Source organism: Endoryza foliicola (assembly GCF_050589245.1).
Taxonomy (GTDB): Bacteria; Bacteroidota; Bacteroidia; order Chitinophagales; family Chitinophagaceae; genus Endoryza; species Endoryza foliicola.
In genome coordinates, this window is the sequence record NZ_JBOBEW010000002.1 from 256,629 (window position 1) to 273,553 (window position 16,925).

At 37.0% G+C, this 16,925-nt stretch carries 18 protein-coding genes; 4 read left to right on the top strand and 14 right to left on the bottom strand.

The genetic code is table 11. The features are described from left to right. Positions 1-116: 116 nt before the first annotated feature. Positions 117-743 (bottom strand): hypothetical protein, encoded by a 627-nt coding sequence (locus ACQ2HE_RS05065; protein ID WP_430897754.1) that lies wholly within the window; start codon positions 741-743, stop codon positions 117-119. 245 nt (positions 744-988) lie between these two features. Between ACQ2HE_RS05065 and ACQ2HE_RS05070 the strand changes: the two genes are divergently transcribed. Beyond that, positions 989-3,190, top strand: coding sequence for a TonB-dependent receptor family protein (locus tag ACQ2HE_RS05070; RefSeq protein WP_430897752.1), 2,202 nt, complete (start codon positions 989-991; stop codon positions 3,188-3,190). Positions 3,191-3,228: 38 nt separating this feature from the next. Here ACQ2HE_RS05070 and ACQ2HE_RS05075 read toward each other — a convergent pair whose 3' ends face one another. The 13 genes from ACQ2HE_RS05075 to ACQ2HE_RS05135 all read right to left on the bottom strand — a co-directional run bounded on the left by ACQ2HE_RS05075 (position 3,229) and on the right by ACQ2HE_RS05135 (position 14,370). Next, on the bottom strand, positions 3,229-4,476 hold the full coding sequence (locus ACQ2HE_RS05075) for a hypothetical protein (RefSeq protein ID WP_430897751.1): 1,248 nt from the start codon (positions 4,474-4,476) through the stop codon (positions 3,229-3,231). Positions 4,477-4,617: 141 nt separating this feature from the next. Then, positions 4,618-5,682: a YncE family protein gene (locus ACQ2HE_RS05080; protein WP_430897749.1), complete on the bottom strand. Its 1,065-nt coding sequence runs from the start codon at positions 5,680-5,682 to the stop codon at positions 4,618-4,620. A 134-nt stretch (positions 5,683-5,816) separates the two neighbouring features. Further along, a complete protein-coding gene (locus ACQ2HE_RS05085) occupies positions 5,817-6,062 on the bottom strand; it encodes a nuclear transport factor 2-like protein (protein ID WP_430897747.1) in 246 nt (81 codons plus the stop codon). Beyond that, on the bottom strand, positions 6,059-6,379 hold the full coding sequence (locus tag ACQ2HE_RS05090; RefSeq protein WP_430897745.1) for a Cif family virulence factor: 321 nt from the start codon (positions 6,377-6,379) through the stop codon (positions 6,059-6,061). Before ACQ2HE_RS05090 ends, ACQ2HE_RS05085 begins: the two co-directional genes overlap by 4 nt. Positions 6,380-6,403: 24 nt before the next feature. Then, on the bottom strand, positions 6,404-7,783 hold the full coding sequence (locus ACQ2HE_RS05095) for an outer membrane beta-barrel protein (protein WP_430897743.1): 1,380 nt from the start codon (positions 7,781-7,783) through the stop codon (positions 6,404-6,406). Next, positions 7,776-8,360, bottom strand: a complete 585-nt coding sequence (locus tag ACQ2HE_RS05100; RefSeq protein ID WP_430897741.1) for an RNA polymerase sigma factor — start codon at positions 8,358-8,360, stop codon at positions 7,776-7,778. The genes ACQ2HE_RS05095 and ACQ2HE_RS05100 overlap by 8 nt, the downstream gene beginning before the upstream one ends. A gap of 92 nt (positions 8,361-8,452) precedes the next feature. Continuing rightward, positions 8,453-9,655, bottom strand: coding sequence for a sterol desaturase family protein (locus tag ACQ2HE_RS05105; protein WP_430897739.1), 1,203 nt, complete (start codon positions 9,653-9,655; stop codon positions 8,453-8,455). Positions 9,656-9,757: 102 nt separating this feature from the next. Beyond that, on the bottom strand, positions 9,758-10,513 hold the full coding sequence (locus ACQ2HE_RS05110; protein ID WP_430897737.1) for a helix-turn-helix transcriptional regulator: 756 nt from the start codon (positions 10,511-10,513) through the stop codon (positions 9,758-9,760). Between the two features lie 3 nt (positions 10,514-10,516). Further along, positions 10,517-10,726, bottom strand: coding sequence for a GDCCVxC domain-containing (seleno)protein (locus ACQ2HE_RS05115; protein WP_472846342.1), 210 nt, complete (start codon positions 10,724-10,726; stop codon positions 10,517-10,519). A gap of 79 nt (positions 10,727-10,805) precedes the next feature. After that, complete coding sequence (locus ACQ2HE_RS05120; protein ID WP_430897735.1) at positions 10,806-11,546, bottom strand: heavy-metal-associated domain-containing protein; 741 nt, start codon at positions 11,544-11,546, stop codon at positions 10,806-10,808. A 75-nt stretch (positions 11,547-11,621) separates the two neighbouring features. Beyond that, positions 11,622-12,191, bottom strand: coding sequence for a helix-turn-helix domain-containing protein (locus ACQ2HE_RS05125; protein WP_430897733.1), 570 nt, complete (start codon positions 12,189-12,191; stop codon positions 11,622-11,624). 100 nt (positions 12,192-12,291) lie between these two features. After that, on the bottom strand, positions 12,292-12,867 hold the full coding sequence (locus tag ACQ2HE_RS05130) for a DUF6088 family protein (protein WP_430897731.1): 576 nt from the start codon (positions 12,865-12,867) through the stop codon (positions 12,292-12,294). Between the two features lie 126 nt (positions 12,868-12,993). Further along, on the bottom strand, positions 12,994-14,370 hold the full coding sequence (locus tag ACQ2HE_RS05135) for a hypothetical protein (protein ID WP_430897729.1): 1,377 nt from the start codon (positions 14,368-14,370) through the stop codon (positions 12,994-12,996). A gap of 153 nt (positions 14,371-14,523) precedes the next feature. On the opposite strand from ACQ2HE_RS05135, the gene traK reads away from it, so the two are divergent. The 3 genes from traK to traM are packed head-to-tail and all read left to right on the top strand — an operon-like array spanning position 14,524 to position 16,923. Beyond that, on the top strand, positions 14,524-15,141 hold the full coding sequence (gene traK / locus ACQ2HE_RS05140; RefSeq protein WP_407527478.1) for a conjugative transposon protein TraK: 618 nt from the start codon (positions 14,524-14,526) through the stop codon (positions 15,139-15,141). Between the two features lies 1 nt (position 15,142). Then, on the top strand, positions 15,143-15,640 hold the full coding sequence (locus tag ACQ2HE_RS05145) for a hypothetical protein (protein ID WP_407527480.1): 498 nt from the start codon (positions 15,143-15,145) through the stop codon (positions 15,638-15,640). A 5-nt stretch (positions 15,641-15,645) separates the two neighbouring features. Further along, a complete protein-coding gene (gene traM / locus ACQ2HE_RS05150; RefSeq protein WP_407527483.1) occupies positions 15,646-16,923 on the top strand; it encodes a conjugative transposon protein TraM in 1,278 nt (425 codons plus the stop codon). Positions 16,924-16,925: the final 2 nt, after the last annotated feature.

Here is a 16,925-nt window from a genome sequence, read left to right on the forward strand (position 1 = left end):
ATAGTAGTAAAAATAGGGTTATTTTATTGAAAAATAGCATTTTGAATGCTCAAAGATAGCCAGCCAACCTGAATTTGATTTATATAATTATGGAAAGTTTTTATAAAATTCCGCTCTTATAATTTTGTAAACCTTACTGTTTTTCTGTCTGAAAATCCGTTATTTAGAGATAAAATGTAGTTTCCGGCGGCCAGGTTACCCATATCGAGTGTCAAATCCGTACTGCCCTTATTGAGTTTTACGGATACTCGTTTTACAATTACCCCGTAGAAATTGAGTATCTCAATTTGAGCATTGCCTGTATTAGCGGACGACATGCTTAATATTGCATTTGCTGTAATGGCAGTGGGTGTAAGGCTATTAATTTCAAAGCCTTTTTCTTTACCAGTTACAGCAACAATTTTTGAATGATAAATTCGTCCGTCAATGTCTCCAACTTTTATCCGGTAAAAAGCCTTGCCGTTAATATTGGCATCGTTATAGTCAAAAGGTTGGCGGCATCTTAAATAGTCGGCCTCAAAAATATTGATGGTTGTATAATTACTGCCATCAGCAGACCGTTGAATTTCAAATTTTGCATAATCGAGAAAGCAAACCACTTTCCAATCAAGCCTTGCATTATTTCCGTCGCTTCTTGCATCCAGTGTGCTTAATCGTACTGGCACAGAATCTACTCCGGAAACCTGTGCCTGCACTACCAATCCACCAATCAAAAAAGATAAGAGTAGTAGAAATAATTTCATAAAGATTCAGATTTTAAAATATGATACAATACAAATCATCAAAAGGTTGCCTTGCTTTAAAACTTTATACTGTAAATATATCCCGGTGTTTGGCAGATTACAGGTCTTATTGAGACCTTTCTGCCAGTTGTCTGAAAAATCCTCAAAACAGCCTCAATTTTCCCGATTATATAAATCGAATTCCCGAAGGAGTAACAGTTAAACTAAGCATTATCAGCACTTTTGCCGCTCAAAACCAGAGTTATATGCGTAAAGGTTGGATTATTTTAAGTTTAGTTATACTGATAGTAAACATTGCACAAGCACAGAATAGTAAAAAAGAAAAAGACACCATACAGGCAAAAAACCTGCCTGACGTAACTGTGGTAGGAAGGAATAGCAAAAGCGATTATCAGCAAATGCCGGAGATTGTTGGAACAAATATTTATGCCGGTAAAAAAAATGCATTGATTGTGCTCGATAATGTGCAGGGAAATGTAGTAACAAATAATATGCGGCAGGTACTGGCAAAAGTACCAGGCATTCATATATGGGAAAGCGACCCCAGCGGCATACAGATTGGTATTGCTGCAAGAGGGTTAAGCCCTAACCGCAGTTGGGAATTTAATGTGCGGCAAAATGGTTACGACATTGCTGCCGACCCATTCGGTTATCCTGAAGCATATTACAATCCACAGTTGCAGGCAGTGCAAAGAATTGAAATTGTAAGAGGACAGGGTTCATTACAATACGGTCCCCAATTTGGTGGATTAGTAAATTATATTCTTCGTAATGGCAGTGAAATAAACAAGACTTTTGAATTTGAAACACAGCAAACTGTTGGCAGTAATGGATTGTTTAATAGTTATAATGCCATTGGTGGGAAAAAAGGCAAGGTTCATTACTATACTTTCTTTGACCATCGTAATGGTGATGGCTGGAGACAGAACGGTCAGTATTATACAAACGCAGGTTATGGAACGGTAACCTATAATTTTACCGACAGGTTTTCGCTAACTGCAGAAGTAATGCGTTCGCATATCAGGAGCCAGCAACCAGGTGGATTAACTGACGCACAAATAAAGCAGGATGCCCAACAAAGTTTTCGCAGCCGCAACTGGTTTGACATTACATGGACTACTCCGGCACTGATTGCCAATTTTAAAATCAATGATAAGACCCGATGGAATACAAAACTATTTGGAACGATTGGAAACAGGAACAGTGTAGGCTTTTTACAATCCATTACTACTAAGGACAGCATCAATGCCACAACACTTACTTATAACAACAGGGTAGTTAATCTTGACCAATACCGAAACTATGGTTTGGAAAGCCGGATTATTACCGACTATCATTTAGGTAAAATGAAAAATACACTGTCTGGTGGCATCCGTTTATATACCGGTACTACCACCAGGCAGGCAGATGGCAAAGGAACAACCGGCACAGGCTATGACGTATCTATAACCGGAAACTATCCCCGTGATATAACTTTTGCTTCAAAAAACATAGCTGTATTTACAGAAAATATTTTTCGGATAACTGATAAATTTTTAATTATTCCCGGAATCCGGTATGAGTGGCTGGAAGGTTCATCTTCCGGAAGAAATGGATATACTTCAGGCGGGACGGAAATAATTTTACAAAACATTACCAGGAGCAGAAGTTTTATACTTGCAGGTATTGGTACAGAATACCATGTTACAAAAGCTACAGAAGTTTATGGAAATATTTCGCAGGCTTATCGCCCTATACAATTTGCCAACCTGCAGGCACCGCCTACAACGGATGTTGTTGACCCGGATTTAAAAGACGCTAAAGGATATAATATTGATTTAGGTTACCGTGGCAAGGTGAAAAATTTTCTTCAGTTTGACATAAGCGGATTTTACTTGCAGTATGATAACCGTGTAGGTACAGTTACTGTTAGCGGAACACCGTCATATCGGCTTATTACTAATGTTGGCAGCAGCACCAGCAAAGGGTTTGAGGGGTATGCAGAATTTAATCCCATCAGGGCATTTGGAAAAAGCAAACATGCAGATTTAATTATTTTTGGGTCTTACGGATACACAGATGCCAAGTACAGTGGCGACCATAAAGATGCCAATACAAAGGGAAAGAAAGTAGAAAATGCACCTGCAAATATTTTTCGTGGTGGCATTACAGCAGGCTATAAAGGTTTTTTGTTAACAGCACAAATAAGCACCGTAGGAGAAACATTCAGTGATGCAAATAATACCGTTACAGCATCTTCAAACGGAAATACAGGATTAATACCATCTTATACGGTAACTGATTTAACAGCTACCTATAAGTTTACTAAAGGAATTAATCTGAAAGCCGGAATGAATAATCTCTTTGACGAAAGATATTTCACCCGTCGTGCTGGTGGTTATCCCGGGCCTGGTGCATTACCAGCCGACGGAAGAACATTCTTTATATCGGTAGGTGCAAAATTTTAAAAGAAAAGCGGCGAAGATTCTTCTGCCGCTTTTTAATTTTATACAGTTTTTGCAATCTTTTCCATTATATGATGGCTTTCACCAAATTTGCAAAGTGCATCACAATGGCTGCGTAGTTCGGAAAAAAGGATGTATTTGATGATTACATTATTTTGTTTTATTGCCGGACGACATAGTTGCATACAAACATCTTTTTCTCTTTTATCTGGTACAATTAAATAAAAGACCTCATCACCATCGGCTATGGTAAAACTCAAATCGGTCAACCTGAGAATGCCTGAATAAATACTGGTACTTTTTTCCACTTCAAATGCTGCAATTACGTTGTTAGTGCCTTTTTGAAACCACAATACATCAATCAACTTTACTGTATTTAAAGTTTCTTTATCCAAATTAATTTCAGGGAACTGTTGCAAACTCATAAATGAAAAACTATTTCCGCCGTATGACCTTGAACGGTCGTTGGAAGCTGCAATTACATCATAGCCCAAAGCATTACCGATTTTCAGTAAATGATATTGCATTTCAGTATGTAGATTTTCCTCTTCTTTTTCCTGCTGCACATCCGCTTGCCTTTTTTCTATTAACTTTTCCAGTTTTTTACGTTCCGGTTCAGATAAATATTCATCACTGCCTAAAATTAATTTTTGTGTCCCTATTTCAAATAACAACCCTGCAATAGCCCCCAGGTCGGATGATAATTCCGAACGCTGCTGGTTATTGGTATCAATCATTACTTCTCTCAACTTTAGATATTCGCTCCAGCTACCAAGCTTCTTTTTATCTTTAAACAAAGAATTGAAACCATTAATGATGGCAGTATTAAAAGGAGGAATGATGGTGGGGTGAAGAAAATAAAGGATACTGGCAACAGCAGGCCCAAGTCCTTTTATTTTTAAACTGTCAAGCCTGATAATTTCCTTAATAATTTGTTCTTCTGATTTTGCATTGAGACAGTTTTCCAAAAACTGCCCGAAAGCCAGTTTATTATTTTCGTTCTCATAAATATCTGGAATCCTCAACTTTGGTTTCCAGTAAAAAGGATGGGATGCTCCTTCAAATACCTGCTTTTGTTCTGTAATGCAGGTCAGTACGAACTCTAATGATGAGCCTTTAAAATCATTTGGAAACCTTTTGTTCTTGATATCATCAATCACCTGCATCACGCCACGCCGAATGGAACGAAAAGCCTTTAGCCTTTCTTCGTTATTTATAAACCAGGTGTTATAAACTGACTGCTTATCTTCTTTGTATTGCCGGATAATATGGGTAATGCTATTGTTCATACTTAAAATATTACAGCAAAATACGCTATTGTATGAAAAGAGCATAAAATGAAAGAGACTGAGTAAACTCAATCTCTTAACATTAAGCCCTATGGGAATTTAGAAGCTCCTTATTTTAAAACAGGTTTTGAAAACCAAATACTACAATTTGAATACAATTCCGTTAGGCTTTTTCCCAACCGGAATGTCTTTTACTTTTGTATGCGTAGAAACATTTATGACAGATACAGTATTTGCCCCCTGGTTAGTGACGTAAGCATAGTTGCCATTAAAGGCTATCGCATGTGCATCAGCCCCCGTTGCAAATTCACCATGTTTCATCCAGCTATTGCCACCCATGTCAATATAATAAGCAACCTTTCCATTGGTAGCATCACTTACCCATAATTCATTGGCTGTGGAATTATAAGCCGCAAAACCAGGCTTAAAGCCCAGCATTATTGTGGCAAGATTCGTATTGGAGGCAACATCAATCACTGAAATACTTTGGCCGTCTTCATTGTCAATAAACATTTTACCAATTGATGAAGGCCATGCACCCACGGGATTCATATCTACATTCACAGTAGCAATAACAACTTTTGTAGAAGGATTAATTACGGTTACTGAATTACTCATACCGTTGCATACATACGCCTTCGTTCCATCTGCACTAAAAGTAACTTCTGCAGGTTCATCTCCCACATTAATTGTGTTTTTTAATGTGTAAGTCGTAGCATCATAAACCAATACTTTCCCTGACATATCCATCTGTGAAGTCCATATCTCAGACCCATCAGGTGAAAAAACTGCGTTGTGATTCATCACCGGCACTTCTAAGTTCTTTTTTAATACTCCTGTTACAGCATCCATAACAACAACCATCCCTTTCATGCCGGGCATTCCCCCGGTATGGCCTGCACTTAAGTCCATTCCTGGTACTCCAATTGCCAAGTGGTGGTTTTGGCCTGACTGATGATGGTAGATGTGATGGGGCCACATAATCATGCTACCGGCACTGTTCATTAAATCTATACTGTCAGTAACTGTGTTGCTGCTTAACTTGATAACTGAAATGGTACTGCTTTCACCATTTATTACATAAGCTGCCGGGTAGTCAATATTCTTTTCATTCATCGGCATGTCATTCTTTTTCTTACAGGCAGATACATAAACAGCCATAGAAATAACAGCCAGTAAAAACACATTGGATTTTAAATTTTTCATTTTTATTTGGTTTAGATTATTGATTGTTAAAGTATGATACAGTGACATCAGGTGCAGGGTTGCCTGACTAATAAATTAATTTTCTTCAGGAAAATGAAGATGATAACTTTAAATAATTGCTCCCTTACATATACTTATTTAACCTGCGCATTATTAATTGGAACACGGTCTATATACTGCGTTACCCTGTCAATTTTGTCATTATCGTTAAAATGAAATACCATGTGCATACGCTGATTCATTTCTTTACCTGACTTATACCGTGCATGCACCATACTCCAGCAAAGTGCATAGTTACCTGGCAACTGTGCTGGTATAGATGGTTTGGTTACATGAATTGGCAACCACACTTCATCTGAATACGAAAGTGACTCTATCATTTGAGTTCTTCTTTTTTCCAATAGTCAGCAATTGCCGGTTTGCCGGCGAGGCTATCCCCGCCATTCCAGCGGAACAGTGCATCATCTGAAAAGCCGGCAAGCCATGCCTCAACGTTTCCGCTGGCAAGTTCGTTCATGCCATTTTTTGCAATATCAATGTATTTATCATCGCCAAAACCATATCCCTTGTCAGTCATTGGCATATTGTGTTCCCCGGTATGTGCTGTTTTTTCATCATGAGTATGATTTGATTTTTCATTGCTGTTGCAGGCAAAAAGAAATAAAGTAATAAGAAGGGAAATTAATCTTGTTTGCATAATTGTTGGTTTTGAAGGTGGAGTTTATTTGTTTCTGTTTCTCAATGCAGGATGAAACGTAAATATCAATGTTGCGCCGAAAGTGGTAAGCTTTAAGTTGCTGTCATTTATTTTTGTAAGAGGTAGTTTGATGTATGGTTCTGCAGCAATACTCCAGTTTTGAGAGAGTTTTCTTTTTACACCAATAGAGAAATTGGATGTGAGGGAGGTAAAAGAACTGTTCATATTGTGGTATATGCCTGCATGAGTCCGTTCGACAACAGTACTGGCATCTATCAGGAAGGTATAATCAATGTTTTCCATTCTCATTTTGCTGATGGATAAACCGGCTCCGGCATAAAAACCTGTTTTCTTTTGTGGTGAGAAATGATAAAGGAACATAACAGGTATTTCAATAAAACGACAATAGCCATTTGCATGCTGAAGGTTGATGCTGCTGTATGAAGGTAAATTGAGTTTTGCTGAGTCAAAAGAAATTACCTTACCATCTGCATTGAAATATTTCTTAGATATTAACAACCCGGTTCGGAGTTCTATGTTTGGCGTTATCCTGTAACCCATCAGCAATCCATAATCCAATCCTTGCTTTGATATGTGGTTGAATTTTACGTCGTTGAAATTCGTGCCGGCGATGGCCGCAATTGAAAATCTACTATTACGTTTAATTTGTTTTTGAGGCTTTGAAGTTGATATGGAAAGATTTAATGTTGAATCAGCTCCAGAGAAAGTAGTTACTGAAGAATTATTTACTCCGTTAGTTGGATTTGCAGTTATTTCTTCGGGGTTAAAATCAATTGCTTTATGAGCCACGGCGTTTTGCTGAAGTGTATCGCTAGTAGAACTCATCAAAAGACTGTTGGTTTCTGTAGGAATATCTGATTTGTTGTTGGTAAATAATTGTAAAGTTGAAGAAGTGTGAGAGGGTCGTGATTCTTTTTTAATTATGCTGGTTTTTCTTTTATCAATTTCATCAGAATGTTTTGAAAGCAATATATTATCACTTCCATTTTCATAGACTAAAGTATTTTCCTTAGAATCATTCACCTGTTGTAACTGTGGGGCCCTATTAAGGGTGTTTTGAATATTTTCAGTCGCAATGGTTTTCTGAGTATTACTTTGGTTAGTCTCATCTGTTTTTTTGATTGGAGAAGAAAGTTGCGTTTCTTTAAGATTTGTGTGTTTTACATTGTACCAGTCATTAGAAGACAGATAAACAATTCCCCCAATAAAAACAGAGAATAGCATCCAGAAGAAGACAACCCTTCTCCGTTTCTTTTTTACCGGCAATTCCCTGTGTAATTGCTGTTCCATCTTATCCCAGGTAGGAATAAGAGACGAATCATGAAAGTCCTCTGCTGCTTTCTTGCTAAGCTCAAAAAGTTTATGGTCGTTACATTCAGACATATTTTTTAACCGTCATTTTTTTTTGAAGTTCGTTCCTAAGCCAGTTTTTTGCCTTAAACAGGTTGGACTTAGATGTCCCCGTTGTAATACCCAGCATATCGGCGATTTCCACATGAGTGTAACCATCTATCACATACAGGTTAAATACCATACGGTAAGCTGGGGGAAGTAATGTAATGCTGTTGAGAATTTCCTGGTAACTCATGGTATCAAGCACAGATTCTGCATCGTCTTCCAGTTCGGCAAGCATAAGTAGTGCGTCTTCGGTATACATTATTTTGGGATGAAACTTCTTGCGGTAGTTGATGCAGTTGTTAATGAGAACCTTTTTAAACCAACCTTTAAAGGCAGCTTCATTACAGCCATAAAGTTCTTCATTGTATAAATGAAGGTTCTTAAACACTTTTATAAAACCATCGCACACCAAATCCTGAACTTCTATTGTGTGCGAAGCGTAACGAAAACAAATATTTGCTGCAAATTCCTTCAACCATTCAAATAACATCCTCTCACAGCGCCGGTCATTGGCTCTGCAACCATTCAGCATTTCCCTTAGCTCAGAATTGGTATAAGGCAAAAATTAATTTTTTCTGTAAAGATATTTAGTCAATGGTACAACTAGATTAAGAAAAGGGTTGCCTGAAGGACTGTTTATTTTAAAAACCTGTATTAATTGATACGGCTGAGGGTCTTGCTTTTACCAAATAACCGCAGCCCGTGATATCCGGTTACTATGGCAGTATTTTTATCTTTTAGTCTGATATAGCAATTGGCTGAATGGTTCATATCCGGAAGTTGTATTTCACCACTATTCCACTCTTTATCACCTGCATCATAAGTTAAGTCCCACAATACCTTTTTACCAATTTCTGCCTGTTTTGCCGGTTCTTTTACCCAATATATTTTGCCATAGTATTTCCCATTTTCTTTATAAACATTAATTCGTTTACTGCCATCCTGCAATTGCCAATTGCCCAGTATATCATCTGCCGCTGTTTGTGAAAAAGAACTCATACTCAAGGTTGTAAAGACAGCCAGCAGCAAGGTTGTTTTAGATTTCTTTTGTATTTTTTTGCTAAAGGGATATAAAAACTGCTTCCAGTAATTTTTAGGGAAGTTTCTTTCTTCCGCAATGCCTATTGCGCCCAATTCTGTTTGCATTTTGGGATTGTCATAAGCAGTTCTGAAAATATGGTCCCAAACGGTAAGCCATGCTCCATAGTTCACCTGTGCATCTTTATGATCGGCACGATGATGCCACCTGTGCAATTCTGCCACACAAAAATTTTTTTTTAGAATGCCCGATTTGTAATCCAGGTTGGTATGCTGCATAAACATATTAACTGCCAGCAATGCAAGGGCTGTAATAATAACAACTGGTGGCGTTCCTATAACCATGCAAACAATAATGCCAGGGCCACCCTCAATCAATTGATGCAGCGCATGCCGTTTATCACCATTCAGGAAATATAACCGCTCGGAACTATGATGGATGGCATGAAGGTTCCATAAAAACTTATATTTATGGCTTTGCCAGTGTACAAAGAACAAGAAAAAGTCAATGATAGTTAAAGCTAAAATTACCTGAAGCCAAAATGGTTGTTCTGTTGGAAACCAGTTAAAAAAACTGATACTTTGTGCCAGTAAAATCAGCAGATATTGAGCAGCCAGTTTAATACAATAATTAATTATATAATAAGTAAGGTCTAAATTCCAGTCACCTTTTCCTTTTACCCAATCCTTTTCATAGGGCATCCATCTTTCAAGCAACAATATAAATAATCCAAAAAGAGATATTACGGGGATAGTAACCATGTATTGATTATAGCCTGATTGGATTCCAAATATTAAGATAGCGGATGCTGCTGCCATTATCACGGGATAGATACTGAATTGAAACAGCTTCTTCATTTATTGAACATTTTAATTCAGCAAAAATGTTCAACAATGCGCTAAAAAGCTTGAATAAACCTGCTATTGTTTAAGGACTTCCGAAGGCGAAACACCAAACATTTCTGTAAATGTGCGGCTCAGATGGGCCACATCAGCAAAGCCGCCTTCATATGCAGCCTGTGTAAATGATTGCCCCTGCATTACGGCTTTTAAGGCTGCCTGCATCCGGCACCAAAGCACATATCTGCGAAAAGGAATGCCTATCTGTTCTTTGAACAAATGAGCAAAACGGCTTTCAGAAAGAAAGACTTTTGAAGCAATAGCTTCTAAAGTAATTTCTTTATGTAGAGATGATCGAATGCAAGTCAAAGCATTCATAACTCGAGGTTCAATGCCTGTTTTTTTAGTACCGAAAGTGGTGATTGATTTAATAAGGAAATGAATAATTTCAACAAAATCTTTACCGTCTGTTGAATCAGATTTAAACCAATCAATAAATCTTCCTCTGGTTTCGGCAACCTCTTTATCCAAATAATGAATGACTCCATGTTTTTTAAGCTGAAGTTTTTTTTCAAGTTGTAAAGCAAGTGATAATTCTGCATCAAGGTAGATAAAAATATAAAAATCGTCCTCCCCGCAGAACTGATGGGGTAAATCGGCTGCGATGATGCTACACTCACTCTTTTCAAATTCTACGCCATTTGTAGAAAGCAAAAAAGGCTTATCAAAAGCTATTACTATCTCCAAAGCATGATGTAAATGTAATTTAGTGATAACTTGCCTGCCTATGTACACAGCCAGACCATCATGAATTTGGAGTTTAAATGTTTGGTTCATCTTTTATTTGCAGCAACTTTTACCTTGCTGCATGGGAGGGCAAGCAATACTACCATAACTGCAAAATACACAGCAGTCGCCTTTATTTGGTTTTAGTCGGGCTTTACAGTTTTTGCACTCATAGAAATACTGGCAAGCATCTGTTGGCATTACTTCTTCCTCTTTGTGTCTGCAAACAGGGCATGTAATAATTGATAATATTTGGATATTCACTTGCAACAGTCCTTTTTTCGCACAAAGATAGCTTTGAAGATTTTCCAGAAAAACTGTCCTATTGATTTTATTGCAGTCATTACAACATTGTTAATAACATTAGCCCACTCATGCAAATCATCAATCCATCCTCAATAATGGTGATGGTACTCATGGGTAAATTAAATACAGCACCAAGGCAGGCACATTTTATTTTTCGTTTGTTAAAAACGCTTTGTAAAACCCCAACAATGCTTACCGTCATTACTACAAAGGTAACAATATTGGTAAGGATTGGATTGAACCCGGTTAAGAAAGCTAAGCCTAAAGCCAGTTCAGTAAACGCATAAACATAGCCCCACCCGTTCCACCTTTTTGCTACAATATCATACATGCGATAGCTCTCAGCAAATCCTTTCAGGTTAAGTAATTTAAAAAAGGAGAAAACCAAAAAGAACCCTGCCATAAAATGATTCATCCAACGCATCCATATAAAATCTCCCTGCACCCATTCTGCCAGCAATGTAATACCTGTGATATATCCAAAAATCAGCAGTATGGGTTTATAGATTTGCAACCAGGATTTTGTTTTTTCATCCTGCACGGTCGATACAGCCGCATGAAGTTGATGGTTAGTTTCGGAAAGTTGGTATTTGGGATAATCCTTTAATGCTTCTTTTAGCCGATTAGTTGAGATATGTTTGTCCATGTCAATAGTGGCTTCTCCTTTGGGCAAATCAATGGTTACATTTTTTACTCCTGGTACTTTTGATAAGAGGCTTTGTACTTTAGCCTGGCAACCGGTACAGGTCATGCCAGTTACGGAATATGTATGTGTCATAACTTAATAATTAACAACACAAAGTTCTATTCAATTTATCACTAAATGTTATAGAATTATGGAAAAGAGTTATACCTATTTGATTTTAACCTTATCTAAGGGCTTACGATAAGAAGAACCTAATTTTTTGAAATGACTCGGTGTAAGCCCGGTAATTTTTTTGAATTGAGAGGATAAATGCCCCACACTGCTATAACCTAACTTGTAAGAAATCTCACTCAAATTTAGTTCGCCATACACCAGCCATTCTTTTACTTTCTCAGTTTTTTGAAGAATAAAAAACTGTTCAAGGGTTATGCCTTCTACCTCTGAAAATAGCCGGGAAATATAACTATAGTCTTTATGCAGTGCGGAGCTTAAAAATTGAATAATGCTAAAATGCTCCTCTATATCACCTGACTGAACTTTTTTAATTAGTAGCCCTTTAATTATTTCAATCTGCTTTTGCTTTTGGTCATCCAAAATTTCAAAGCCCAGCAAATTCAATCTATCAGTTAATTGAAGCAATTGTTTTGCTGTAGTCTTTTTTTGCAACACAACCTCTCCCAAATTAATCCTGATTGTTTTCAAGTTAAGTTTTTCAAGCTCCTGGCTAACAGCCGTTACACAACGATTGCAAACCATGTTCTTTATAAATAAAATCATAAGTGTTTATACGTATAAGAATGAATTTAATTATTGGTATTTCTACTGGTTGCAATATCGCTATTTTAAACAAAGCTATGGCCGTATTTTGAAAGGTTGTTTAAAGTTGTAGTAAGGGAGCAAATAATTTCTTTGCCTTTACGCTGCCATATTCCACCACTGAATGTTTCAGCTTTTTCTTATCCATCACTTCAACTTTGTCAGCCACTTTCTTCAATACTTCGCTGCTATCTTCCGCCAGTGATTCAAGATTATTTACTAAATCAACCAATAAAAATTCGGGTGTTATTTTTTTAGGGAAGTGAGGTTTTATCTTAAACTGAAATGTTTTATTACCCAGTTTAAACTCTCCGTGCCGTTTATGATTATACACCGTTCTTTCATTATACAATTGGGTGGTACCTACACCCAGGCTGTTATATATATTTGGTGTGGTAAGCAAAAAGCGATGGTCTTTTAAAAAACTTTCAACCAGCATATTTTCGTCAGGCGGTGTTTTGCCAAAAGCACTTTCTTTTGGGTAATAGTATAGCCCCTGAGACAGTTTTTGTAAAGTCCCTTCCTGCACCAACTCATCCAGGTGCCGGTCAACCGACTTAGACCAATTGGCCAGCTCAGTACGGCGATAAACCTCACCCGGCTTTAATTGCCTTTTTAATTGCTGTAACCTGCTCATATACTTTTTATTTACTGAACAAAAGTACAATAATTTTTGACAACTAACTGTTTTTTAATTTAAAATTCATGCAAATAGTAAATTATTACATTGATAATCAATTAAATGATTTTTTATTAAAAATGCCTATTTCACAATTGTATTAATATTAATCGAAGAGAAAGGATGAAAATCAGGAGCCCAGCTAATCAGTTGTTCTCCCTTAAGTTTATGATGGGCAATGTTTGGAAATAAATCCATATCAATGGGATGTTTAGCATTGGGATTATGAAATAAATTTAACCCTTCACTCCATGTTTCAGTACAATTTTCATCAACCATATATGAAAATGATATTGGAGTAAATGAATTAGAATTGTGGTCATACCGGTCGCCAACTCTCAATACTTTTTGTTTGCTGGATGAAAAGCCTGCCTGGATACCCATCCTTGTAAACTTGGCAATTGTTCCTGTTGTGCTAAATAATACGCCGCTTATGTTTTCACAATCTGGCTCAAAAAAGAATCCTGAATTTATTTTGGCACCTGTAGGTTTAGTATAGTGTGTTATCTTTTCAGTCTTGGCAAAAGCGGAACCGTCTTCCGAAAAAATTAACTCCTCTCGCTGTCCATATAAATATTCAACCAAAGAAATGTATGACCAGGTCATTGAAAAATCATCATGAAAGTCAGCCACAGCCAATAAGAAAGGTTTGTCTTTTAAATGTGATAATTCCCAATATTTTTTACTCAATTTTGAAAAAAGGGTACTTCCATATCTAAGGGGTATTTCATTTTTAATTTTTGTCAAAATATCTGTCGGCCTCGTTAATTTTTCTTCATTAGGCAAATATGTTGGCGGATTGTTTTTATCCCTTCCCAATGTAACAGCTTCAACTCCAATTTCAGCATCATATTTTTGAATAATAAAATCAGGTCTTTCATGCTTTCTATTGACTAAAAACTCTTGCTCAGTTAGCGAGGCAAACAAATAAATTTCCCAAAGCCTGGCATCAAATCCATTTAGCGACTGAAATTGTTCGATAAAATTTCCGTCAATATCAGAAAGGTGATTGGCAATTTCTATGATAGCCCTCTTTGAAGGGATAAATTGAGTATCCTCATTAAGTCTTGTAAAATAGGGATGAATTTTTTCCTGATTCACTACAATATTGAATAAATCCATTCCTCTTTCTGGCAGGTTATGCACAACAGATTTAAGATTCTGTGCTGTATGCCACTTCATGGAATTATTCAGCATATCTACGGCTTCAGCTTTGCTGGCAAAACTCACTTTGGTGTCAAACTCCCGGAATTGTCTGTTTTCATCTCTCACCAAAAGCACATAACTAAAATCCCTGTCATATAAATCTAACAGAACCACTCCTAAAATAGAGTTGTCGTCATTTGAATAGTATTCTAACTCCCTTGCAAAATTTTGTACAGCAGGATGCCGTGTAAACAGCATAAAAATATTAAACTGATTCTTCGAAATCTGTCGTATAGTGATTGGTTCAGTTTTCATTAAAATTTCGATAATGTTTGATTTATGAAGTTAAGAATATTCATTTAGCAAGTGTTTACGCACCAGTTAGCCCTACCTCACTTACCATATAATTCCCCTTCTTGGTAAAGTAATTGCAGAATATACAATTGTGAGTTTGGAAAAATGTGAGCAATGTTTCAGAAAACAAAAAATATAGACACCACTTTCAGGTATATCCGGCTATTCAGTGTGGCGTTCTTAGCTGCCTGTGTTATCATATCCCTTTTTATTGCTTACAAAAGCTATCAGTTATCGTCTCAATCTCAGAACAAGGTTTTTATACTGGCAAATGGAAAGGCATTAGAAGCCTATGCAGCCGACAGGAAAGATAATATTCCAGTGGAAGCAAAAGACCATGTAAAAATGTTTCATCATTTCTTCTTTTCTCTTGACCCTGATGATAAAGTTATTCAGGCCAACATTACAAAAGCATTATACCTGGCAGACAATTCGGCAAAACAACAATACGATAACCTGAAAGAGAATGGGTATTATTCAAACCTCATATCGGGCAACATCAGTCAGGAAATCACAATGGATAGCATCATTATTAATACAGATGTGTATCCGTTTTATTTCAGGTATAAAGGGGAACAGAAAATTATTCGGCCCACCACCATTGTAACCAGGAATCTGATTACCGAAGGATACCTGAGAAATGTTTCCCGTAGTGATAATAATTCACATGGCTTTTTAATTGAAAAATGGCGGACGTTGGAGAATACTGACATCAACATTCAAAACAGGTAGTATGTGGTTGTTCAAGAAGAAAAAGAAAGAGGTTCAGTCAGATGATAAAACTACCGTATCTGATAAAGTGGCCGGCAAAATTGCCGGTGTCGGCATTAAAGCACAACAACTATTTGCAGATAATATGAACAGGATATTTATGAACACAGATTTTAAACGATTAAAACTACTACTGATATTTTTCTGCGTTTCTGCAGGTGGCTACAGTATTTATCTTATTGTAAACAGTGTTTTCAGTCCTGAAAGAAAGCAGAAAGCTTTAGAGATACAGCAAATGGATATTCCAAAGCACTTTAATAAATCGGGAGATGAAACCATAATGCCGGAGGCAACTATAGATGAACAAACTTATTTACAAATACAGGATTTTAGAAAATACATGGATAGTTTAAAATTGAACAGAACGAATGAATACGACAGCATTCTGCAGGCCCGGCCGGGTTTGATGGATAGTGTGCAGGTGCTGGAACAAATCTATTTATCACAAAAACAAAAATGAAGTGTATGAGCAGTGTGCAAAGGTCGCAGGCCTTCCTGCGGAAAAGAAAAATGATGCTGGTGTTACCGCTGCTGGTAATACCATTTCTCACAATGGCGTTTTGGGCATTAGGTGGAGGAAAAGGTAATGAACCTGTTCTTGCAAACGAACAAAAAGGATTAAACCTTAACCTTCCCGATGCTAAAATGAAAGATGAAAACCTTACTGATAAACTTAGTTTTTATGATAAGGCTGATAAAGATTCGGCAAAGTTGGAAGAATGGATGCGGACTGACCCGTATTACCAGCAAAAACAAGATACGGGTTACATACCAGTGAATGAATTGGAATTGCTTACTCAAAACTCGGCTTCAAAATATAATCAGCGTCTCAATTCATCACCTTATGAAATAGCTGAAAATAACCCTGAACAAAAGTTGCTGCAAAAATTAGCATTATTACAAAAGGAAATCAATAAACAACCTGAAACTGAAAACACAAATGTTGAAGAAAGTTCATTGCCCAATCAGGGTGATGAATTTTCTAACGAAGTGGACAGACTTGAAAACATGATGTTAACTATGGATAAAACCAATACCGGCGACCCTGAAATGCAGCAGCTCAACGGAACTTTGGAGAGAATATTAGACATACAGCATCCGCAACGGGTAAAGGATAAACTCAGAGAAAAATCTTTGCAACATAAGCAGGTGGTATTTGCTGTAACCACTTCACCCAAACTGGCGAATGTAACGCTGATTGATACGATAAAGAAAAAACTAAACACCAGCAATCAATTCTACGGAGTAACAAAAGAGAGTGAAGAAACTAATGAGGGATTTGCAATTGAAGCGGTGGTGCACAGTAATCAGTCATTAGTAAACGGTGCTGTTATTCAGTTACGGCTTTCTACAGATGTTTTTATAAATGGTGTACTCATCCCGAAAGGAACTCCTGTTAACGGAATTGCATCATTAAACAATGAGCGGCTGGAAGCAGAAATAAACTCCATCCGTTATAAAAATCAACTATTCCCTGTAAAAATAGAACTCTACGATTTGGATGGTTTAACTGGCATTTACATTCCTGGTTCTATCAGCCGGGATGTAGCAAAAAATTCCGCAGATAACAGTTTACAGTTAATGGAGCTTACCACACTTGACCCATCGTTAAAAGCTCAGGCCGCAGCAGCAGGCATTAATACTGCAAAGCAATTACTAACCCGTAAAGTGAAACAGGTTAAAGTGATGATTAAAGAAGGATATAAAGTTCTGCTGAAAGATAAAAATACTGAAACCGATTAATG